At 73.8% G+C, this 21,320-nt stretch carries 19 protein-coding genes; 9 read left to right on the top strand and 10 right to left on the bottom strand.

Annotated features, from left to right (window positions below; translation table 11 throughout):
* Positions 1-9 precede the first annotated feature (9 nt).
* Positions 10-666, top strand: a complete 657-nt coding sequence (locus VIM19_17390) for a peroxiredoxin (protein ID HEY5186630.1) — start codon at positions 10-12, stop codon at positions 664-666.
* Between the two features lie 51 nt (positions 667-717).
* Here VIM19_17390 and VIM19_17385 read toward each other — a convergent pair whose 3' ends face one another.
* Positions 718-2,193 (bottom strand): alpha-amylase, encoded by a 1,476-nt coding sequence (locus VIM19_17385; protein HEY5186629.1) that lies wholly within the window; start codon positions 2,191-2,193, stop codon positions 718-720.
* An 82-nt stretch (positions 2,194-2,275) separates the two neighbouring features.
* Here VIM19_17385 and VIM19_17380 point away from each other — a divergent pair, with 82 nt between their 5' ends.
* Together VIM19_17380 and VIM19_17375 are read left to right on the top strand one after the other, a co-directional pair.
* Positions 2,276-2,887 carry a cation-transporting P-type ATPase gene (locus VIM19_17380; protein ID HEY5186628.1) on the top strand — a complete coding sequence of 204 codons (612 nt, stop codon included), beginning with the start codon at positions 2,276-2,278 and terminating at the stop codon, positions 2,885-2,887.
* Complete coding sequence (locus VIM19_17375; protein HEY5186627.1) at positions 2,824-4,872, top strand: HAD-IC family P-type ATPase; 2,049 nt, start codon at positions 2,824-2,826, stop codon at positions 4,870-4,872. The genes VIM19_17380 and VIM19_17375 overlap by 64 nt, the downstream gene beginning before the upstream one ends.
* Here VIM19_17375 and VIM19_17370 read toward each other — a convergent pair.
* The 3 genes from VIM19_17370 to VIM19_17360 form a co-directional block, all read right to left on the bottom strand.
* Positions 4,853-5,287 (bottom strand): SSI family serine proteinase inhibitor, encoded by a 435-nt coding sequence (locus VIM19_17370; GenBank protein HEY5186626.1) that lies wholly within the window; start codon positions 5,285-5,287, stop codon positions 4,853-4,855. The genes VIM19_17375 and VIM19_17370 overlap by 20 nt on opposite strands.
* A gap of 52 nt (positions 5,288-5,339) precedes the next feature.
* Positions 5,340-7,994 (bottom strand): glucosidase, encoded by a 2,655-nt coding sequence (locus tag VIM19_17365; GenBank protein ID HEY5186625.1) that lies wholly within the window; start codon positions 7,992-7,994, stop codon positions 5,340-5,342.
* 95 nt (positions 7,995-8,089) lie between these two features.
* Entirely contained in the window at positions 8,090-8,734 is a 645-nt protein-coding gene (locus VIM19_17360; GenBank protein ID HEY5186624.1) for a hypothetical protein, read from the bottom strand.
* 63 nt (positions 8,735-8,797) lie between these two features.
* Between VIM19_17360 and VIM19_17355 the strand changes: the two genes are divergently transcribed.
* Together VIM19_17355 and VIM19_17350 are read left to right on the top strand one after the other, a co-directional pair.
* The gene (locus tag VIM19_17355; protein ID HEY5186623.1) at positions 8,798-9,031 is read left to right on the top strand and encodes a hypothetical protein; all 234 of its coding nucleotides are present in this window, start codon (positions 8,798-8,800) and stop codon (positions 9,029-9,031) included.
* 473 nt (positions 9,032-9,504) lie between these two features.
* On the top strand, positions 9,505-10,143 hold the full coding sequence (locus tag VIM19_17350; GenBank protein ID HEY5186622.1) for a vitamin K epoxide reductase family protein: 639 nt from the start codon (positions 9,505-9,507) through the stop codon (positions 10,141-10,143).
* A 296-nt stretch (positions 10,144-10,439) separates the two neighbouring features.
* Here VIM19_17350 and VIM19_17345 read toward each other — a convergent pair whose 3' ends face one another.
* From VIM19_17345 to VIM19_17330, 4 genes are all read right to left on the bottom strand, one after another.
* A complete protein-coding gene (locus tag VIM19_17345; GenBank protein ID HEY5186621.1) occupies positions 10,440-11,420 on the bottom strand; it encodes an EamA family transporter in 981 nt (326 codons plus the stop codon).
* A 30-nt stretch (positions 11,421-11,450) separates the two neighbouring features.
* Positions 11,451-13,082, bottom strand: a complete 1,632-nt coding sequence (locus VIM19_17340; protein ID HEY5186620.1) for a thiamine pyrophosphate-binding protein — start codon at positions 13,080-13,082, stop codon at positions 11,451-11,453.
* Positions 13,083-13,148: 66 nt separating this feature from the next.
* Positions 13,149-14,414, bottom strand: coding sequence for an MFS transporter (locus VIM19_17335; protein HEY5186619.1), 1,266 nt, complete (start codon positions 14,412-14,414; stop codon positions 13,149-13,151).
* Positions 14,411-14,986 (bottom strand): TetR/AcrR family transcriptional regulator, encoded by a 576-nt coding sequence (locus VIM19_17330; GenBank protein HEY5186618.1) that lies wholly within the window; start codon positions 14,984-14,986, stop codon positions 14,411-14,413. The genes VIM19_17335 and VIM19_17330 overlap by 4 nt, the downstream gene beginning before the upstream one ends.
* A gap of 97 nt (positions 14,987-15,083) precedes the next feature.
* Between VIM19_17330 and VIM19_17325 the strand changes: the two genes are divergently transcribed.
* From VIM19_17325 to VIM19_17315, 3 genes are all read left to right on the top strand, one after another.
* Positions 15,084-16,592 carry an aldehyde dehydrogenase family protein gene (locus VIM19_17325; protein HEY5186617.1) on the top strand — a complete coding sequence of 503 codons (1,509 nt, stop codon included), beginning with the start codon at positions 15,084-15,086 and terminating at the stop codon, positions 16,590-16,592.
* Between the two features lie 214 nt (positions 16,593-16,806).
* Complete coding sequence (locus VIM19_17320) at positions 16,807-17,964, top strand: FAD-binding oxidoreductase (GenBank protein ID HEY5186616.1); 1,158 nt, start codon at positions 16,807-16,809, stop codon at positions 17,962-17,964.
* 219 nt (positions 17,965-18,183) lie between these two features.
* A complete protein-coding gene (locus tag VIM19_17315; protein ID HEY5186615.1) occupies positions 18,184-18,525 on the top strand; it encodes a TraR/DksA C4-type zinc finger protein in 342 nt (113 codons plus the stop codon).
* Positions 18,526-18,658: 133 nt separating this feature from the next.
* Here VIM19_17315 and VIM19_17310 read toward each other — a convergent pair whose 3' ends face one another.
* Complete coding sequence (locus tag VIM19_17310) at positions 18,659-19,474, bottom strand: ABC transporter permease subunit (protein ID HEY5186614.1); 816 nt, start codon at positions 19,472-19,474, stop codon at positions 18,659-18,661.
* Positions 19,464-20,360, bottom strand: coding sequence for an ABC transporter ATP-binding protein (locus tag VIM19_17305; GenBank protein ID HEY5186613.1), 897 nt, complete (start codon positions 20,358-20,360; stop codon positions 19,464-19,466). Before VIM19_17305 ends, VIM19_17310 begins: the two co-directional genes overlap by 11 nt.
* A 77-nt stretch (positions 20,361-20,437) precedes the next feature.
* On the opposite strand from VIM19_17305, the gene VIM19_17300 reads away from it, so the two are divergent.
* Positions 20,438-21,220, top strand: coding sequence for an SDR family NAD(P)-dependent oxidoreductase (locus VIM19_17300; protein ID HEY5186612.1), 783 nt, complete (start codon positions 20,438-20,440; stop codon positions 21,218-21,220).
* The last annotated feature ends 100 nt before the right edge of the window (positions 21,221-21,320 follow it).

Below are 21,320 nucleotides of genomic sequence, written 5' to 3'. Positions count from 1 at the left end.
AGATCCACCGTGTCCGAGGACACCCCCACCGCCCCCGTGACCCTGCCGCTGATCGGCGACCCGGCCCCCCAGTTCACCGCCGTGACCACGCACGGCATGGTCAGCCTGAGCGACTTCGCCGGCAAGTGGGTCGTGCTGTTCAGCCACCCGGCGGACTTCACCCCGGTGTGCACCACCGAGTTCATCGGCTTCGCCCAGCTCGCCGACGAGTTCGCCAAGCGCAACGTGCAGCTGATCGGCAACTCGGTGGACTCGGTGTTCAGCCACCTGGCCTGGGTGCACGCCATCGAGGAGAAGCAGGGCGTCAAGATCCCGTTCCCGATCATCGCCGACCTCGACATGTCGGTCGCCAAGGCGTACGGGATGATCCACCCTCGGACCAACAGCACGGAGGCGGTCCGCGCCGTGTTCGTCATCGACGACAAGCAGGTCGTCCGCGCGATGGTGTACTACCCGATGAACGTCGGCCGGATGATCCCGGAGATCCTGCGCCTGGTCGACGGCCTGCAGACCTCCGACGCCAACGGCGTCTCCTGCCCCGCGAACTGGACCCCCGGCGACGAGGTCGTCGTCGGCGCCCCGCGGACCCAGGAGCAGCTGGACGCCCGGCTGGTCGACACCAGCCTGCAGCTCAAGGACTGGTACCTGGCCACGAAGACGCTGTAGTCCGACCCGCAACTGAGACTTGTCAGGGTGAGGGCGAACGATCGCTCGTCCTCACCCTGACAGCTTCGACAGGAGCACGTGGTGGCCCCAGGCGGGCAGCTCCACGTAGAGGCCGAACCCGTCCAGGTCGTCACCCGAGCGCTCGAACACCTGCCCGTCGAGGACGTCGGACAGCACGACGGTCCGACCCGCGAGGTCCGGCCACGGCAGCCGCACGTGCGCGGACGCCGTCCGCTCGGACAGGTTGACCACCACGAGTGAGCGCCGCGCCCCCGCGGTCCAGGTCCAGGCCAGCAGCCGGCGGTCCCCGTCGTTGCCGGGCCAGCCCTCCATCGCGCACAGCGCCCACTCGCCGCCGTCCAGCCGCACCGACGGTGCCGCCGCGAGCAGCGCCTCGTGGAACTGCCGGAGCCCCGGGTCGAGCCGCTCCGCCGGGCGCCGGGCCAGGAACACCGGCAGCCGCACCCGCCGCCCGTCCAGCTGGCCGTCGTGCCACAGCGTCGTCCCGGGCAGCGTGGCCAGCACCACCGAGCAGGCCCGCTGCCGCTCGGCCGGCGGGAACGTCGCCGCCGCCCGCGGCTCGTCATGGTTCTCCAGGAACCGCACGGTCTGCTCCTGGTAGGAGGCGGCGGCGCCGAGGTGCGCGCGCACGCCGTCCAGGTCCTGCCCGGCCAGCCGGTCGTACAGCCGCTTGTCGTAGCAGGCGTCGAAACCCAGCCGGAGCAGATCCGGCTCGCGGTCCCAGTAGGCCTCGGCCACCAGCGTGAACTGCGGGTGGTCGACCCGCACCGAGGCGATCACCTCGGCCCAGAACTCCTGCGCCATCGGGGACCGGTCCCGCTGTCCCCAGGTGCGGGCGAACACGTCGTCCAGCAGCAGCATGGCCATGTCGCAGCGCACGCCGTCCGCGCGCTCGGCGATCGTCTTGAGCGTGTCGACGGTCAGCCGCCGGGCCGCCGCCGAGAACGCGTCCAGCTGGACGACGTCCGGCCACGGCGGGAAGTACGGGTCCCGGCCCCTAGCCACCACGGTGTCCCCGACGGCGAGGAAGCCGACCGGGTCGCGGGCGAGGTCCTCCGGGGTACCCCGGACGAACGCCTCCGGGTGCTCGGTCACCCAGGGGTGGTCCGGGGCCACGTGGTTGGGCACCAGGTCGAGCCACAGGCCGATCCCGCGGGCCAGCAGCTTGATCCGCGCGGTGGTCAGCCCGATGTCGCCGCCCAGCGCCGGGTCGACGGCGTAGCGGTGCACGCAGTACGGCGAGCCGAGGACGTCGGCGTCGGACCAGCCGGGCAGCGCGTCGTCCCAGGACGCGCGCAGCGACGGGTCGTCCAGGGCGACCGCCCGGCCGAACGGGCTGCGCTCCCACACCCCCATGAGCCAGACCACGTCGACGCCCGGGGGCAGCAGGGCGTCCCACTCGACGTCCGGCACGGTGTCCAGGCGCACCGGCGCGCCGAGGCGGGTGGAGACCTCGCCCAGCCACACCCGGGTGTTGACCTCGAAGACCACCGGCTGCCGGTGCATGCGCCCACTCTAGGGAGCGCCGGGTCCTTGCGCCCTTCCTCCGCAGCCGAACGGTGGCCGGGAGTAGGACCGCAGGTGGCGCGTGACGGTCCTGGCATCCGCGGGGCTGTCCGCTGCCGAGGCCGCCGACCGGCTGCGCCGGGACGGCCCCAACGCACTGCCGTCCCCGCCGGAGCCGTCGCCCTGGGTGATGCTGCTGAAGCAGTTCACCCACTTCTTCGCGGCGATGCTCTGGGTGGCTGCGGCCCTGGCCCTGATCGCCGGGCTGCCGCAGCTGGCCGTGGCGATCGCGGTCGTGGTGGTGCTCAACGGGCTGTTCTCGTTCGCCCAGGAGTACCGGGCCGACCGGGCCACCGCCCGGCTGCGGGACCTGCTGCCGCTGGAGGCGACGGTGGTCCGCGACGGGGTGCGGGTGGTCGTGCCCGCGACCGGCCTGGTGGTCGGTGACCTCGTGCTGCTCGCGGCCGGGGACCGGGTGAGTGCCGACCTGGTGATGCGTGAGGTCGCCGACGTGGCCGTCGACGAGTCCATGCTCACCGGCGAGAGCGTCCCGGTGCGGCCCACGGTGGGTGGCGCGGTGCACGCCGGCACCTTCATGGTGCAGGGCGAGGCCACGGCCGAGGTGGTCGCGTGGCCGGGAGCACCCGGCTGGCCGACATCGCCAAGGTGGTGCGGGAGGCCCCCCCGCCGGTGAGCCCGCTCACGCGCTCCCTCAACCGGGTGGTGACGGTCGTCGCGTTCGTCGCCCTCGGGGTCGGGCTGCCGTTCTTCGGCCTGGCGCCGGCCCTGGGAACGCCGGCCCGGGACGGGTTCCCGTTCGCCGTCGGGGTGACCGTCGCGCTGGTCCCGGAGGGCCTGCTGCCCACCGTGACGCTGTCCCTGGCCAGGGCGGCGTCGTCCATGGCCGAGCGCAACGCCCTGGTGCGGCGTCTCGATGCGGTCGAGACGCTCGGCGCCACCACGTTCGTGTGCACCGACAAGACCGGCACCCTGACCCGCAACGAGATGAGCGTGGTCGCGGTGTGGACGCCGCAGGGGGCGGTCCAGATCCCCGGCAGCGGCTACCGGCCCGAGCCGCTGGGGGTGGACGGGTCGCCGGCCTGGGACGCTGTCCGGACGCTCGCGACCTCGGGGCTGATCGCGTCGACCGGGTACGTCGAGCCGACCGACGACGGTGGCTGGCGGGCCCGGGGCGACTCGATGGAGGCGGCGCCGCACGTGCTCGTGCTGCGGCTGCAGGACGGCCACCCGTCCGGCGTCGGGCCGCTGACCGCGGCGCCCGTCGAGGTGCTGCGGCGCTGGCCGTTCGACCCGCAGCGGCGCCAAGTGTCCGCGGCGACCGCTGCTGCCCTGCCCGTGAAGGGCTCGGTCGAGTCGGTGCTGCGGGCCTGCGCCGACCCGCCGGCCGAGGCGCTGTCCGCCGCCACCGAGATGGCCACCCGGGGGCTGCGGGTGATCGCGGTCGCGCGGCGGGCGCTGCCCGGCGGGCCGGCCGGGCCGGACGGCGACGGCTCGGCGGTGGCGGTCGAGACGGGGCTGACCCTGCTCGGGCTGGTCGCCTTGGAGGACCCGCCGCGCGAGGGTGCGGCGCAGGCGGTGGCGGACCTGCGGGCGGCCGGCATCCGGGTGGCCATGGTGACCGGGGACCACCCGCTCACCGCCCTGGCCATCGCCGCCGAGGTCGGCCTGGTGGTGGGGGACCGGCTGGTCGTCGAGGGTCGCGAGCTGCCGACGGGCCTCGACGCTCTCGGCGAGCTGCTCGACCGGGACGGCGTCGTCGTGGCGCGGGTCTCCCCCGAGGACAAGCTGCGGATCGCCCAGGCGCTGCAGGCCCGCGGCCACGTCGTCGCGATGACCGGGGACGGCGTCAACGACGGGCCGGCTCTGCGCGAGGCGGACATCGGGGTGGCCATGGGCCTCGGCGGCACCGACGTGGCCCGGGAGGCCGCCGACCTGGTGCTGCTCGACGACCACCTGGCCACCATGGTCGGCGCCGTCGAGCTGGGCCGGGCCACCGTCACCAACGTGCGGCGGTTCCTGACCTACCACCTCACCGACAACGTGGCCGAACCGACGCCGTTCGTGGTGTGGGCGCTGTCCGGCGGGCAGTTCCCACTGGCGCTCGGCGTGCTGCAGGTGCTGGCGCTGGACCTCGGCACCGACCTGCTGCCCGCACTGGCGCTGGGTGCCGAGCCGCCCGACCCGCGCACCATGGAGGGGCCGATGCGCAGCACCGTGCTGCAGGACCGGCGCACCCTGAGCCGGGTGGTCGGCTTCCTCGGGCCGGCCGAGGCGATCGTCGAGATGGTCGGGTTCACGGTCATCCTGCGGCTGGGCGGCTGGGCCTGGGGCGTGGAACCGTCCGCCGGGCTGCTGGCTGTGGCGTCGGGCACCGCGTTCGCGGCCGTCGTGCTGGACCAGCTGGCCAACGCGTTCGCCTGCCGCAGCGAGAGCCGCTGGGTGCTGGGCAAGAGCCTGCGGGCCAACCGGCTGCTGCTGCGGGCGGTCGCCGTGGAGCTGGTGCTGCTGGTGGTCTTCCTCGGGTTCGGGCCGCTGGCCCGGCTGCTCGGTCAGTCCTGGCCGTCGTCGACCGGCTGGGCGCTGGGCGCCCTGGCGATCCCCGCGATGGTCGCCGCGGACGTCGCCGAGGTGGCGCTGTTCAGGCGCCGCCGGGGATGACCAGGACGGTGGCGATCGCGTCCCAGCGGGCGATCTCGCAGCCGTTGGAGCGCTGGTAGCTAGCGTCGACTGCGCGGCCGCGGTAGGTGCCGGTGATGGTCGCGGTCTGCGCACCGCCGTAGATCATCGTGCAGGCGCGGTCCGCCGGGGTGGGGCTGAACGGGTCGGTCGCTGCGGCCAGCTCGGCGCACGCCGCGGTCGGGTCCGGATGGCTGCCGCCGGCCGGGTCGCAGGTGAGGGTCCAGGTCTGGGCGGCCGCGGTCGGTGCCATCCGCGCGGTGACGGTGAGCTGGGTCGTCGCGCTCGGTCTCGCGCTGCCGGTGCCGTCACCAGCCTGCTGGCTGCCGCAGGCCGCGAGCAGGACGCCGGCCACGAGCAGGCCGCTGACGAGTGTGGTGCGACGGACGGCGGTCACGTTGCTAGGACGCGGGCGCCCGGCCCGGCGTTCCGCCATCGGGCGCCAGGGGTCACGGCGTGCGGCGCTGCCGCAGGATCAGGTCGGCGACCAGGCCGGTCCAGCCGGTCTGGTGGGTGGCGCCCAGCCCGGCGCCGTCGTCCCCGTTGAAGTACTCCGGGAACAGCACCGCGTCGTTCCAGCGCGGGTCGGTCTGGAACCGCTCCACCCCGCCGAACAGCGGCCGGCGACCGTCCGGACCGGGCAGGAAGATCGAGATCAGCCGCTCGCGGAGCTCCGCGGTGACCTCCGAGAGCGTCAGCTGACGCCCTGAGCCGGTGGGGAACTCCACCGTGAAGGTGTCCCCCAGGTAGCGGCCGTAGCGGTCCAGCGCCTCGATGACCAGGTAGTTCACCGGCATCCAGACCGGCCCCCGCCAGTTGGAGTTGCCGCCGTACATGGCGGTGGTCGACTCGGCCGGCTCGTAGCTGATGGCGAAGTCCATGCCGTCGACGTCCACCCGGAACGGCTCGGCCAGGTGGTGCCGGGACAGTGACCGGATCCCGTGCGGCGACAGCATCCCCTGCTCGTCCAGCACCTCGGCCAGCACCCGGCGCAGCCGCGGCGGGTCGACGACGGACAGCATGAGGCGCTCCTGGCTGGGGATGTGGGTGACGAATCCGCAGTGGTCCAGGTCGGCCTCACCGAGACCGCGCCGGGCCACGAAGTCGGCGAACCGTTTGCGCAGCCGGTGCGCCGGGATGGTGGTGGCCAGCCCGATGGCCAGGGCGCCGAGGACCGGGATCACCCCGACGAGCGACTTGACCCGCAGCGGCACCCGGTTGCCGTCCGGCAGCATCAGCTGGTCGTAGAAGAACCCGTCGGCCGGGTCCCACAGCCCGTTGGCCGCCATCCCGTCGGTGATCATCGCGAAGTGCTCGAAGAACTTGGTGGCGATGTCCTCGTAGGCCTCATCGTGCTCGGCGAGCAGCAGGGCGATGTTCAGCATGCTGAGGGAGTAGAAGGCCATCCACGCGGTACCGTCGGTCTGGTCGAGGCGGCAGCCGGGCGGCAGGTGTGAGCGGTCCACCGGTCCGATGTTGTCCAGGCCCAGGAAGCCGCCCTCGAACACGTTGTTGCCGTCGGGGTCGACCCGGTTCACCCACCAGGTGAAGTTGAGCAGCAGCTTCTGGAACACCCGCTCGAGGAACTCGAAGTCCCGCCGGCCGTCGATGTCGAACACCTTCAGCGCGGCCCAGGCGTGCACGGGCGGGTTGACGTCGTCGAAGGACCACTCGTAGGACGGCAGCGCGCCGTTGGGGTGCATGAACCACTCGCGGCACAGCAGCAGCAGCTGGTACTTGGCGAACGCCGGGTCGACGTGGGCCAGCACCACCGTGTGGAAGGCGAGGTCCCAGGCAGCGAACCACGGGTACTCCCACGCGTCCGGCATGGACAGGATGTCGGCGGCGTCCACGTGCCGCCAGTGGCTGTTGCGGCCGGTCCGGTGACCCTCGGGGGGCGGTGGCTCGCCGGGGTCGCCGTCCAGCCACCGCCGGACGTCGTACCGGTAGAACTGCTTGCCCCAGATCATCCCGGCGAACGCCTGCCGCAGCACCAGCGCCTCGGCGGGGGAGGTGCCGGACGGAGTCAGCCCGGCGTAGAACTCCTCGGCCTCGGCGGAGCGCGCGGCCAGCGTGGCGTCGAACGGCGCGCCGGCCCAGCCGGCGTCCGGCTCGGCACCGGCGGTGGGCGAGTACAGCCGCAGCCGCAGCTGCACGGTCTGGCCCGGCTCGACCGTGACCTGGTACCACCAGGCCGCCTTGGTGCCGGTCTGGCTCGGGTTCACGGTCGGTGCGCCGCAGACGACGTGGTCGTTGATGCCGTCCTTGGGGTAGCGGGTGGACGACGGCTGCCCGAACAGGCGCGCGGTGTTGGTCTCGTTGTCGCAGAACAGTGGCTGGGGGGCCGTGCCGCCGGGGCCTGCGGAGGCAGCCAGCCGGTACACCCCGGCCCGCTCGTGCTCGGCCAGCAGGTCGCCGTTGTCCAGGCGCAGCTTCGGTTTCGGGTGCTGGTCGCCCCAGTCCCAGGTGTTGCGGAACCACAGCGTCGGCAGCACGTGCAGGGTGTCGGCGTCCGGCCCAGCGTTGGTGATGCTGACCAGCATGGCCAGGTCGGTGGGGGTCTGCTTGGCGTAGCTGACCTCGACCACCCAGTAGCGGTCGTCGTCGAACACCCCGGTGTCGAGCAGCTCGAGCTCGGGGTCGTGGCGGGTTCGCGCGGCGCTGCCCTCGACCAGCTGCTCGTAGGGGTAGCGGGCCTGCGGGTAGTGGTGGCGCCAGCGCAGGTAGGAGTGGCTGGGCGTGGCGTCGAGGTACCACCAGTACTCCTTGACGTCCTCACCGTGGTTGCCCTCGGGGCCGGTCAGGCCGAACGGCCGCTCCTTGAGGATCGGGTCGCGGCCGTTCCACAGCGCGAGCGAGAGGCAGACGTCCTGGTGCAGGGTGCTCAGCCCGGCCAGGCCGTCCTCGTTCCAGCGGTAGGCGCGGGAGCGGGCGTGGTCGTGCGGGAAGAAGTCCCAGGCGTTGCCGTCGGCGCTGTAGTCCTCGCGGACGGTGCCCCACGCCCGCTCGGACAGGTACGGGCCCCAGGTGTACCAGGGGCCGGCGTACTCCAGGCCGTGCTCGGGGTGCCCGACGGTGGTCATCCGCTGCTGCTCGGCGTTCATCTGCTCACCCTCGCACTCCTTCCCGCGGGAAGGGTCCCTTCTGCGCGCACTGCCGCAACAACCCACCCTTCCTGCCTGCGGCGCCCGGGTCTCGGTCAGGTCGCTTCCGCGGCGCGGCGGCGTCCCTCGTGGAAGAAGGCCAGGACGGCGTCGGCGTCGTTCTGGCCGAGCTCGGCGAGCGGCCGAGCGGCACCGAACGGCGCGCTCCAGAAGCCGCCGGTGCGTGGCCGCCACGGCCCGACGTAGGCGTACGGCTCGGGCAGGTACCCGTCGCCGGAGGAGACGCCGTAGTTGACCTCGTCGAGGGAGATGCCGACGTCGAAGTGCTCCGGCCACAGCACCGGCGGCTGGGTCGGATCGAGCCGGTGCAGGGCGGCGTCGCCGGTGGCCAGGGCCGTGGCCAGCGCGCGGGTCGCGTCGGGGTCGAGCCGGACGACGTCAGCGAGCGCCGCGCCCGAGCCGTCGGAGTAGAGGTCCTGCGGGGCGCCGGCGGCCAGGCCCAGGGCGGCACCGAGGTCGGCGTAGGTGACGCCGTCCATGGCGACCCGGCTCCGGGGCGAGACCAGGTCGAGGCCCTCGACCCGCAGCTCGGGCTCCGCGACGGTGCCGAAGCCGCCGGGCGTGACCCGCAGCCGGATGGTCCCGCTGCGCCGGTGCTGGGGCCCGGCCAGCAGCAGCTCGGCGACCCCGTGCAGGGCGTGCCGGGTCACCGCGTAGGCGTCGTGCCGACCGTCGTCCACGCGCCACCCCCTTTCTGCATGAAGGGTCCCTTCTGTGCGCATGGCCGCACAAGTGCGCCCTTCATGAAGGTCCCGAACGGGCAGACGGGACAGTCCGCCCAGGGGGTCGTGTCGCTGAAGCACCAGGTCTTCGGCGGGGTTGACGCGCGGGGGTCCAGCACGGCGTACGGCGGCATGGACGCGACGGCGATCGGTGACGCGGTCGGAGCAGGCGGGTCGTCCGGGCACTGCAGGGACACCTCGACGAACGCCGGGTACGGCCACTTCCGGGTGCGGGCCGACCGGTCGCTGGTGTAGCGCGAGTTCTCCAACCAGCCCGAAGCAGCCGTGCCGTCGCGCCCCGGGTCGAAGATCAGCGAGCCGTCGCGACGTCCCCCCACCAGGGTGGGCGTGGTGCCGGGCACCGTGTGCTTGCCGCGGACGTGGCAGACCACGACCCCGGATGAAGGTCCTGGAACGTCGGATGCACGCACCGAAGGGACCGTCCACCCCAAACCAGTACGGCAACGGCAGGAACTTGCGCTGGCTGCCGGCCGGTCGGGCCGCGGAGGGGCTGCTCGAGCCAGCAGACATCGCGGGACGGAATGGGCCGGTCGGCTCGTTGGCGACCGCCCACACCCGAGCCGGCGCACTCAGCTTGTGCCCCGCGAGTACCCACCTGGTGCCGTACTGGCTGCGGACGTGGGGAGGAAGGGAAGGGGATTCGGGACCTCTTCCCCGTTGGGTTCGCGGGCTGCGTCGTCGAGTCTGGTCACACGGAGGTGGTCGTCGTGGCCGTTGTGTCCCGCACGCCCCAGTCCGGGCGCGCCGCCGCGCCCGAGCCGGAGGCCCCGCCCACCAGCGGTGGCCGCGGCTGGTGGGCCGCCGTCCTGGTGGCCGGGCTGGCCGGCGTCGTCTTCACCGGCATCCAGATCGTCGAGAAGATCGCGATCAGCGACCAGCCGTCGACCGTGCTGTCCTGCGACATCAACTCGGTGGTGTCCTGCAGCAGCGTGCTCACCGCGTGGCAGTCGTCGGTGCTGGGGCCGCCGAACGCCCTCGTCGGTGCGGTCCTGTTCGCGCTGCTCGCCTCCGGCGGGCTGGCTGGGGTGCTCGGCAGCCGGGCCAGCCGCTCCTACCTGCTCACGCTGTGGGGGCTGGCCGTCTTCTTCCTCGGCTTCGCCTCGTGGTTCATGTACCAGACGGCGTTTCGCATCGGTGCGCTGTGCATCTGGTGCACCGGGATCGTGACGGCGGTGGTCGTCATCAGTGCCGCGCTGACCCGGCTGAACCACCGGCGGCGGACGCTGGGCGAGGGGTCGGCCGGCCGGGCGCTGGACCTCGTGGTGCACTCCAACGGCGACCTCATCGTGTGGGCCGGCTGGTGGATCGTGCTCGCGGTGCTCGTCTGGGCCGGCCTGGCCGGCTGACCGCGCGACCCCTAGGTGGCCGTCGTTGCCGTGCTCACGGTCAGCTGGATGGGGCCGCACGGCCGGGTCGCTGGGTTCCGCCCGACGGAGGCTGTGACGTTCCTCCTGACCCTGGCCGGTCTCGCTGCCGACCCTTCCGGTGAGCTACGTCGTCCTGGCGGTGGTGTGGCACCTCACCGGCGCGGACCACGGTGGTCCGGCGTGGCTGGTCACGGTGGCGTACACGATCTGGTTCGCTGGGCTGGCCGCCGCCAACGTGGCTCTGGGCTGGCGTCGTCCGTACCGTGCGCCGGCGCCTAGCCGTCGGACAAGTCGACGGGCGCGGGGCGGGCGGTCTCGGCCAGGACGACGCCGAACAGCACCACGGCGCCGCCGAGGAGCTGGGCCGGGCCCAGTGCCTCGGCCAGCCAGACGAACGCGACCAGGGTGGCGACCACCGGCTCGGTCATGCCGACGATGCCGGCCTGGGTGGCGCGCAGGTGCCGCAGCGAGCCGATGATCAGGCTGAACGGCACGATGGTGCCGAGCGCTACCAGCCAGATCGCCAGCGTCCACATCGGCAGGTGGACGTCGGCCAGGTTGCCGAGCATCGACACGTCGGTGCCCAGCAGGGACCAGGGGAAGGTCCACCAGGGCTGGACGAGCGTCCACAGCAGAGTCGAGAACCCGAACGCGTAGCAGGTCAGCGACAGAGGATCGCGTGAGGACACCGAGTGCTCCCCGACGACGAAGTAGACCGCCAGCGAGACGGCGGCTCCGAGGGCGGCCAGCACGCCCAGGCCGTCCAGCTGCACCCCGCCCCAGACCTCGGCCACGAGTGCCAGACCGAGCAGCGCCAGCGCCAGCCCGACCCACAGCCGGCGGCGGACCGGCTCCCGGCCCACGAACCGGACCCACAGCGCGACGAGCAGCGGGGCGGTGTACTCCAGCAGCAGCGCTATGGCCACCGGCAGCCGCACGATGGCCACGAAGTACAGCCACTGCACCAGCGCGAAGCCGGCCACCCCGAACAGCGCCAGCATGGGCAGCTCGCGGGCGGTCACCTTCAGGCTGCGTGGCCGGGTCAGCGCGAGCAGCACGAGCAGGCCGACGAACGCACCGGCCGACCGCAGCTCGGTGAGCCGCTGAGCCGGCATCCCACCGAGCAGCATGACCTTCGAGACCGAGCCGTTGACGGCGAACAGCACCGATGCGCAGACCGCCATCGCGTAGCCGGTGCGCAGCCGCGGGTCGGGCACCGACGGCGCCGACGGCACCGGAACGATCGCCTCGACCACCAGCGGAGGCTACCGGGATGACCGGTGCGGTCAGGTGTCGCCCCAGCGCGGGGACGTCGTCCGCGGGGGGTACAGCGCGGCAGGCAGCACGACCAGCCGTGGCCCGCCGGCCGCGGCCGCCTCGGCCAGCGCCGCGCGCAGCGGCTCGCCCGGCGAGCCCACCGTGACCACCGACAGGCCGAACGCGGCTCCGAGCGCCGCCCAGTCCGGGCCGACCAGGTCCACGCCCTGCTGCCGGGCGGCGGCGCGCTGGTCGAACCGGAGCATCCCGTAGCCGCCGTCGTCCACGAGGAGGACGGTGACCGGCAGCCGCTCCTGGACCAGGGTGGCGAGCTCGCCGAGAGCCATCGCCAGGCCGCCGTCCCCGCAGATCGCGAGCACCGGCGCGCCGGCGTGCGCGGCGCCGACCGCGGCGGGCAGGGCGTAGCCGAGGGTGCCCCAGCCGACCGGGTACTGCAACCGGCGGGGCCGGGACATCGCGGCGTACCCGCCGACCCAGTAGCCGGCCACGGCCATGTCGCAGACCACGTTGCCTGCGGCCGGCCAGCCACTTTCGACCGACTCGAGCAGCGCGGCGGCGTCCGCGGTACGCGGGTCCTCGGCGACCCGCTGGCGGATGGTCGGGCCCATGAGGAAGACGGCGTCCGCCCAGGGGGTGCGCTGCGGCAGCCGGACCGCGAGCGCGTCGCAGGCCAGCCGGGCGTCCGCGGCGATGACGACGTCCGCCGGATGGTTCTTGACGGCGTCCGCGGGGTCGACGTTGATCGCGATGGTGCGGGTCGGGAACGGGGTGGACCAGTTGCGGGTGTCCATGCCGTCGAGGTCGCTGCCGACCACGACGAGCAGGTCGGCCGAGCCGATCAGCGCGGCGACATCCGGCTCGTGCGGCGGGGCGTCGACGAGCAGCGCGTGCCCCGCGGGCAGCAGGCCGCGGGCGCCGAAGGTGGTGACCACCGGGGCGCCGAGCCGCCAGGCCAGCTCGGTGACCGCCTCGGCGGCGCCGCTGGACACCGCGCCGCCGCCAGCCCACACGACGACGCTGTCGGCGGCGTTGAGCAGCTGCAGGGCGGCGTCGACGTCGGCCGGGTCGGGGGCGGTCGGGGCCGCCGGGTGCGGCGCGGGCGGCGTCCAGCCGTCCGGGATCGGCTCGCAGAGCACGTCGCTGGGGATCCCGACGTAGACCGGGCCGCGTGGGGCGGTCATGGCGAGGGCGGTGGCGCGGGCCACCGCCTCGACCGCGGCGATGGGGGTGGTCGGCCGGTAGACGGCCTTGGCCAGCGGCTCGAACAGCGCGGCCTGGTCGCGGCTCTCGTGCAGCAGCCCGCGGACGACGCCGGGCCGGCGCAGCCGCTGCGGCACGTCGGAGGCGATGAGCAGCAGCGGGGACTGGGAGGCCGCGGCCTCACCGAAGGCGGCCACCGCGTTGGCGGCGCCCGGTCCGGTGGTGGTGAGCGCGACGCCGAGCCCGCCGGTGGCCCTGGCCAGCCCGTCCGCGGCGTAGCCGGTGGTCTGCTCGTGCCGGACGCCGACGATGCGCGGGCGGCCGTCGTCCTGGGCCTGCCACAGGGCCAGGTTGTGCACGCCGGGCAGCCCGAACGCGGTGGTGACGCCGGCCTGGGCGAGGACGTCGAGCACGGCGGCGGCCGTCGTGACGGAGCTCATGGCAGGAGTCTCCCCTACGACTTGTCAGGGTGAGGACGGGCTCTACGTCGTCCGCACCCGGACAGGTCAGAGGTGGCGCAGGCCATCGAGTGTGAACGCGGCGACGCACACGGCGAGCAGCGCGACGGCCAGCAGCACGAAGGTCGTCTCGACGCCGAGGCGGTCCACCAGCGGACCGGTGGCCAGCAGCCCGACCGGGCCGGCCGCGTACGCCAGCGAGGTGAGCACCCCCACGACCCGGCCGCGCAGCCGGTTCGGCGACCGCTCCATCATGACGACGTTGGCGATCGGGTTGACCGGCCCGTAGAGCACGCCGCTGGCGAAGGCGAGCCCCACCATCGCGCTGATCGGTGGCTGCAGCGCCATGCCAAGCACCGGCAGGGAGGTGCCGACCAGCGCGATGAGGACGGCGGTGCGGCGCGGCACCCGGTGCCCCCGCCAGCCGTACAGCAGGGCGCCCACGACCGCGCCGCCGCTCATCCCCATGAGCACCAGGCCGAGCCGCGCGGGCTCCCCCTGGTCCCGGAACAGCACCGGCAGCACGACGCCCTCGATCGGCAGCCACACCCCGATGACCGCGGTGTACACGATGGCGACGGCCCGCAGCGCCGGGTCGCGCCAGACGAACCGCAGCCCCTCCCGGGTCTCGGTCCACCAGCCGGCCGGCTCGTGGTCGTGGGCGTGCTGGCCGCGGCCCGCGCCCTCGACCCGCAGCAGCAGCATGGCCAGCGCGGCGGTGGCGTACCCGACCGCCGGGACCCACAGCGTGGCCTGCGCGCCGATGAGCGCGATGAGCACACCGCCGACGGCCGGGGCGACCAGGAAAGCCACCCCGAACACCGCCTCGTGGACGGCGTTGGCCCGCTCCAGCGGCAGCCGGGCCGCGCGGCCGGCCTCCGGGAGGACGGCGGCCCGCGCGGTCGCCCCGGACGGCGGGAACAGCGCGGCCAGCGCCGCGAGCAGCAGCAGCCAGCCCAGGCTCAGCCGGCCGACCACCGCGACGACCGGGATCGCGGCGACGGCGAGCCCGGAGAGCAGGTCGGACGCGATGGCCGTGGGGCGGCGGCCGAGCCGGTCGACCACGGTGCCGGAGAACAGCGCGGCCAGCAGCAGCGGGACGGCGGCCACCCCACTGACCAGGCCGGCGGCGGTGGCCCGGCCGGTCACGTCGAGGACCAGCCAGGGCAGCGCGACCAGCGTGATCCCGTTGCCCACGGCCGAGAGCAAGGTCGCCGTCTCCAGCGCCAGGAACGGCGCCCAGTGCCGGGTGGCGGTCGGCGCTTCGGCGCCGGACGCGGGGGCGCCGGACACGGCCGGCAGGGTGTCGGTCACGACCGGCTCCGGGCGGCGGTGCCGGCGCTCGTGCCGACGCCGTCCAGCAGGGTGCCGACCACCAGCGGGACGGCGTCCCGGCGGGCGAGGCGGCCGTCGGCGATGCCGTCGGAGGCCGCGAACACCGCGGCCACGAACAGGTCGACCACCCAGGCCACCGGCAGGTCGGGGCGCACCTCGCCGCTGCGCTGGGCCCGCCGGACGGTGTCCTCGAGCGGCCGGCTCACGTCGTACCAGCGCTCGACCAGGTCGGGCAGGTCCCACACCTGCGCGCCGGTGCCGAGGAAGTGCATCTCGTCGGCCAGCGGCAGCAGCCCGGTGGCGACCCGCTCGACGATCACGGCCAGCGGCTCGTCGGCGTTCGGCCGGGCCGCGGTGACGGCCTGCTCGACCCGCTCGAGGGCGTCCAGGGCGAGGGCGTGCAGCAGGTCGGTCCGGGTGGCGAAGTAGCGGTGCACGGTGGTGCGCCCGACACCGGCGGCGGTGGCGATGTCGGCCAGCGAGGCGCCGCTGTGCCTGCCGAGGACGGCGGCCGCGGTGTCCAGGATGGTTCGCCGGGTGCCGTCACTCATGTTCCTATTGGAACACAGATGTTCCACCTGTGGCCACTTGTCAGGGCACGGACGACCTCTACGTCGTCCTCACCCTGACAACTGCAAGCATGGGGGGGTGACTGGAACCGACCGCCTCGTGTCCCGCAACCCCGCCCACCTGGACGAGGTCGTCGCCGACGTCGTGCTCGCCAGCGCCGACGACCTCGTCGCCGCCGCCCGCTCCGCCAAGGCCGCCCAGCCGGACTGGGCCGCGATCCCGGCCCCCGTCCGCGGCCGGGTGATCGCCCAGGTCGGCCGGCTGGTCGAGGCCAACAAGGAGGCGCTGGCCGCGCTCGTCACCCGGGAGATCGGCAAGCCCTACGGCGAGGCGCTGGGCGAGGTGCAGGAGGTCGTCGACACCTGCGACTTCTTCCTCGGCGAGGGCCGCCGGATGTACGGGCAGACCGTGCCCAGCGAGATGCCGGACAAGCAGCTGATGACCTACCGGATGCCGGTCGGCGTCGCGGTCATCATCACGGCGCCGAACTTCCCGCTCGCCGTTCCGTCCTGGTACCTCGTGCCCGCGCTGCTGGCCGGCAACGCCGTGGTGTGGAAGCCGGCCGAGGCCACGCCGGCGATCGCGGCCGCGTTCACCGAGATCTTCCGGGCGGGCGGCGTGCCCGAGGGCGTGCTCTCCGCCGTGCTGGCCGACGGCCCGGCCACGTTCACCGGGCTGTCCCGGGCGTTGGACGCCGGGCTGGTCGACAAGATCGGCTTCACTGGGTCGACCGCAGTGGGCCGGGCCATCGGCGAGCTGGCCGGTCGGCACCTGCAGAGCCCCTGCCTCGAGCTGGGCGGCAAGAACCCCATGGTGGTGATGGCCGACGCCGACCTCGACCTGGCCGTCGAGGGCGCACTGTTCTCCGGGTTCGGCACCGCGGGGCAGCGCTGCACCTCGCTGGGCACCGTGTGGGTGCAGCGCCCGGTCTACGAGGAGTTCAAGCGCCGCTTCCTGGCCGCCGCCGAGTCCGCGGTGCTCGGCGAGCCCACCGGCGACGTCCTCTACGGCCCGATGATCAGCCAGCGCTACCTGGACAACCACCTGCGCAACCTCGAGCTGGTCGCCGAGCACCACACTGTGCACGGCTCCACCGGCGTCGGCCGGATCACCTCGGACAACCCGCGGGTCGGCTTCGTCGGCGACCCGGACGCCGGCATCTACGCGCACCCCACCGTGGTCGAGGGGGTCCGTCCGGGCGACGCGCTGTACGACACCGAGACGTTCGGTCCGCTCGTCGGGCTCGGCGTGTTCGACACTCTCGACGAGGCGATCGAGCTGTGCAACGGCACCGGGTACGGGCTGTCCAGCTCCATCTACATGACGGCGATGTCACCCGCCTGGGCTTTCCGGGCGCGTATCGGCGCGGGCATGGTGAGTATCAACAACTCGACGTCCGGCGCGGAGGCGCACCTCCCGTTCGGCGGCAATGGCCGCAGCGGGAACGGCTCCAGGCAGTCGGGGGTGTGGGTGCTCGACCAGTTCACCCGTTGGCAAGCGGTCAACTGGGACTGGAGCGGCCGTTTGCAGAAGGCGCAGATGGACGTCGCCGAGCTCCCCTGGGACCCCGGCTTCCGGCTCGGCTGACCTGCAGCCGTCGGTGCTCCCAGTCCGCCCCGGTCCGTTGCCCCGACGGCGACGTCGTCCCCGACTGCAGCACCCACCGACCCGGCGGTGACCTGTCCGACCGCCAGCCCGACGGCCAGCCCGTCCGCGTCGCCGTCGGGCAGCAGCACCGCAACCGCCACCCTGAGCCAGGCGCCGTCCCCGACCAGCTAGCGTGCGGGGCGTGACCACCGCCCTGCCCGATCGTGCCTCCGTCGTCATCGTGGGCGGGGGCGTGATCGGCACGTCGATCGCGTTCCACCTGGCCGAGGCGGGGGTGCGCGACGTCGTCCTGCTGGAGAAGGGCGAGCTGGCCGGCGGGTCGACGTCCAAGGCGGCCGGCGGCGTCCGGGCGCAGTTCTCCGACGAGGTGAACGTCCGGCTGGGGCAGCGGTCACTGGACGCGTTCGCGGCCTTCGAGCGGCGGCCCGGGCAGGCCATCGACCTGCACCGGGTGGGCTACCTGTTCTGCCTGTCCCGGCGGGAGGACGTCGCGACGTTCGAGCTGTCGGTGGCGCTGCAGAACCGGCTCGGGGTGCCGTCCCGGCTGGTCACGCCCGCCGAGGCGCAGGAGCTGTCGCCGCTCATCGAGACCTCCGACCTGCTGGCCGCGGCGTACTCGCCGGACGACGGCCACTGCGCGCCCGAGTCGGTGGTGCTCGGCTACGCGACCGCGGCCCGGCGGCTAGGGGCCAGCGTGCTCACCGGGCACGAGGTGACCGGGATCGACGTCCGCGGGTCGCAGGTCGTTGCGGTGCGCACCTCGCGCGGGGTGGTGGCGACCGACACGGTGGTGTGCGCGGCGGGTGCGTGGTCGGGGCCGGTCGCGGCGATGGCCGGCGTCTCACTGCCGGTGGAGCCGTACCGGCGTGAGATCGCCGTGACCGGACCGGTGGCCGGGCTGCCCGGGTGGGTGGAGCAGCCGATGCCGATGACCGTCGACTTCGCGTCGTCGTTCTACTTCCACCGGGAGGGACCGGGGCTGCTCATGGGGATCAGCGACCCGGACGAGCCGGCGGGGTTCGGCGAGCACCGGTCGCCGCGGTTCCTCGAGCTGCTGGCGGCGGCCGCGGCGGTGCGGGCGCCGCGGGTGCTGGACGCCGGCGTGCGCACCGGCTGGGCCGGGCTGTACGAGGTGACGCCGGACCACAACGCGCTGGTCGGCTCGGTGGAGTCGGTCGGGCGGTTCCTGTACGCGACTGGGTTCTCCGGGCACGGGTTCCTGCAGGCACCGGCTGTGGGCGAGGTGGTGCGGGACCTGTACCTGAGCAGGTCGCCCGTGGTGGACGTGACGGCGCTGTCCGTCGAGCGGTTCGGCCGAGCCGAGGAGCGCCCCGAGCACAACGTGGTGTGACCCCCCCTTCTGCATGAAGGGTCCCTTCGGTGCGTGGGGCCGCGGAAGTGCGCCCTTCAGGGACGGCGGGGACGGGTGTCGGGCTGCTCGCCGTCCAGGATCAGTGTCCTTCGTCGGGGCCTGCCCCCCGGCGGCTTGAGCTGACCGCCCGACGTGATCAAGGTGATCAAGGTGGGCAAGGCTGGGACGGCGTGATGAGGTGGGCGCTACGGTCGGGCGATGAGCACCGGTGAGACCGGGGTGGCCGCCGTCCTCGCGGCCAAGCAGGCCGAGGTCGAGGCCGAGGTCGCCGCTCTGTCGGCGCCGCCGGAGGACACCGGCGGCATCGGCTTCGGCAAGCGGGTCGGCGACGGGACGTCGATCGCGGTCGAGCGGCTGGCGCTGGTCGCCGCGCACGGCCGGATGGTGGTGCTGCTGGCCGAGATCCGCCGGGCGAGGGCCAAGCTCGACGAGGGCAGCTACGGCCGCTGCGACACCTGCGGGGCGCCGATCCCGGAGGGCCGGCTCGAGGCGCTGCCGTGGGCGGTCCAGTGCGTGGCCTGCGCCAGCCGCCCCACCTGACTGCGCCGCGAGCGGAGTCGCCGCGAGCGTTACTGTGCTCGCCCGCGCCTATGGCGCTCACCGGACTCGATTCGCGCGGGTGGCGCTGACCGACCCGCCGGATCCTGCGCGCCTGACCCCCAGGAGGGGGTGGCTAGCGGGTGCTGATGTCCCGGCGCTCGAAGGCCACCGCGGCCGCCGCCACCAGCATGGCGGTCAGCCCGAGCATCAGCCCGGCCCCGGCCCAGTCGACGCCGCTGGCCAGCGGCTTGTTGTCCAGCGCCCAGTAGAACGGCGACAGCTTCTGCCACGGCGTCAGCCAGTCCGCCATCGGCGCCAGCACGTTGAGCAGGAACGCGGCCAGGGCCAGCCCCATCCCGGCCCCCAGCGCCACGGCCCGGTGCCCGGTGAGGGCCCCGAGCAGCAGGCCCACTGCTCCGAAGAGCAGGCCGAGCAGCCCGCACATCAGCGTGGCCGCCGTCACGTGCCCGGCCGTCACCTCGAGGTCGACCATGGGCGCGCCGATCACGATCGTCACGACCAGCACAACGCCGACGACGACCACCCCGATGACCATCCCCAGCGTCTTGGCCAGCACCACGTTCCAGCGGCGCACCGGCAGGGACATCAGCAGGTCCAAGGTCCCGCGCTCCTCCTCACCGGCGGTGGCCGCGGCCGCGGCGCCCAGCGCCACCGCGATCAGCCCGAGCGGCACGATCATGCTGAACATCTCGGCGTTCAGGAACCCCGCGCCGGTCGCGTAGTCCTGCAGACCGAACGCCTGCTTGAACGCCTCCGGCCACTGGTCGACGTACTGCTGCATGGCCGCGCCGGACTTGGCGATCGACGGGTACACCGCCAGCTCAATCGCGGCCATGGCCGCGAGGCCGAGGCCCCACGCGCTCACCGAGCGCCACCGTTCGCTGGCGCTGCGTCCGGTCAGCACGACCGTCTGGCTGCTAGTGGACATCGTTGCCTCCCGAGACGAAGCCGAGGAAGGCGTCCTCGAGATCCGGGTCGTGGGTGTGGACGTCGATGACACCGTGGTCCACCGCCATCTTCAGCAGGCCGGTGATCGGCCCGCGCACCGTGCACACCGCCGTCGGGCCGCGGACCTCGACCGACTGCACCCCCGGCGCCGTCGCGAGGTCGGCCGGCGGGGCGACCACGAAGTCCAGCTCGACCCGGCGGGCGGCGCGGGTTCGCAGCGCGTCCACGCTGTCGACCACGAGCAGCCGACCGTGGTCGACGATGGCCGCCCGGTCGGCCATCTGCTCGACCTCGGTGAGCACGTGGGAGGACAGGAACACGCTCGAGCCGCGCACCACTGTCTGGCGGACCAGCCGCTGGAACTCCAGCTGCACCAACGGGTCCAGCCCGCTGGTCGGCTCGTCCAGGATCAGCAGGTCGGGGGAGTGCATGAACGCCTGGACGACGCCCAGCTTCTGCCGGTTGCCCTTGGACAGCTCCCGCACACGCGGCTGCAGGTCCAGCTCGAACCGCTCGGCCAGGGACCGGTACGCCGACGCCGGGACGTCGCCGCGCATCCGGCCGAGGAACTCCAGCAGGTCGTGGCCGCGCATCCGGTCGTACAGCGCCAGGTCGCCGGGCAGGTACCCGACTCGCGTGCGGATCTCGACGCCCTGCCGGCGCAGGTCCAGCCCGAGCACCTCGGCACCGCCTCGGGTCGGCCGGATCAGCCCGAGCAGCAGCCGAATGGTCGTCGTCTTGCCGGCACCGTTCGGGCCGAGGAAGCCGAACACCTCGCCCGGCTCGACCTGCAGGTCGAGGTCCTCGATCCCGCGTTGGTGACCGTAGAACTTGGTCAGGCCCCGGGTGTGGATCACCTCAGTCATATATCTACGGTCGCGCCGCCGGAGCGGTTCGAGGAAGGGCCGTCGGTCCCTCCGGGCGCCGCCGTAGGCTCCGGGGGATGACGCAGCGGACGGCGGTGGTGACCGGCGCGGCAGGCGGTCTCGGTTCGGCTTTCGTGACGGCGTTGCGGGATGCCGGCTACCGGGTGGTGGGCGCCGACCTGGAGGGCGCCGACGTCGTCCTCGACGTGCGTGACCCGGACGCCTGCCGGGCGTTGGCCCGCGACATCGACCCCGACGTGTGGGTCAACAACGCGGGCGTGCTCGGCGCGGGCGACGCCGCCACCCAGCCGGACGGCGTCGTCCGGCGGGTCGTGGAGGTCAACCTGCTCGGGGTGATCAACGGGACCCGGGCGGCCGTCTCGGTCATGCGGGACCGCGGCCCAGCCGGCCGCGGGCACGTGGTCAACGTGGGGTCGCTGGCGTCGTGGGTGCCGGTGCCGGGCGAGTGCGTCTACGCGGCGACCAAGCACGCGGTGCTGGCGTACACGCTGGGCCTGCAGGCGGAGCTGCGCGGGCACGGGCTGGCCGGCGTCCACCTGTCGGTGCTGTGCCCGGACGGCATGCTCACCCCGATGATCGAGCCCCTGCTGGACGACCCGGCGATCGCGATGACGTTCAGCGGGATGCGGCTGGTGACGCCGCAGGAGGTGGCCGCCGCGGGGCTGCGGCTGCTGGAGCGGCCGCAGCCGTACCGGGCGGTGCCGCGCTGGCGGGGCGCCCAGGTGCGGCTGATCGCGGCGGTGCCGGGCCCGGCACTGCGGCTGGCCGGGCTGTTCCACCGGCTGGGAGCGGCCAACCAGGCCAAGGTGCGCGAGCGGGTCCGGTCCGCCGCCCCCTGAGCGCCCCGCACGGCGGCGACACCGCCGTCCAAGATCGCTGGTTGCGGGAGGAAGCCGCCCTGAACGGGCGCGATCCTCCCGCTCACGGTGATCAAGGAGT

It is taken from the genome of Actinomycetes bacterium, assembly GCA_036510875.1.
Classification (GTDB): Bacteria; Actinomycetota; Actinomycetes; order Prado026; family Prado026; genus DATCDE01.
The sequence above is the reverse complement of the archived record's forward strand: the minus strand, read 5'-3'. Positions and strand labels throughout refer to the sequence as shown.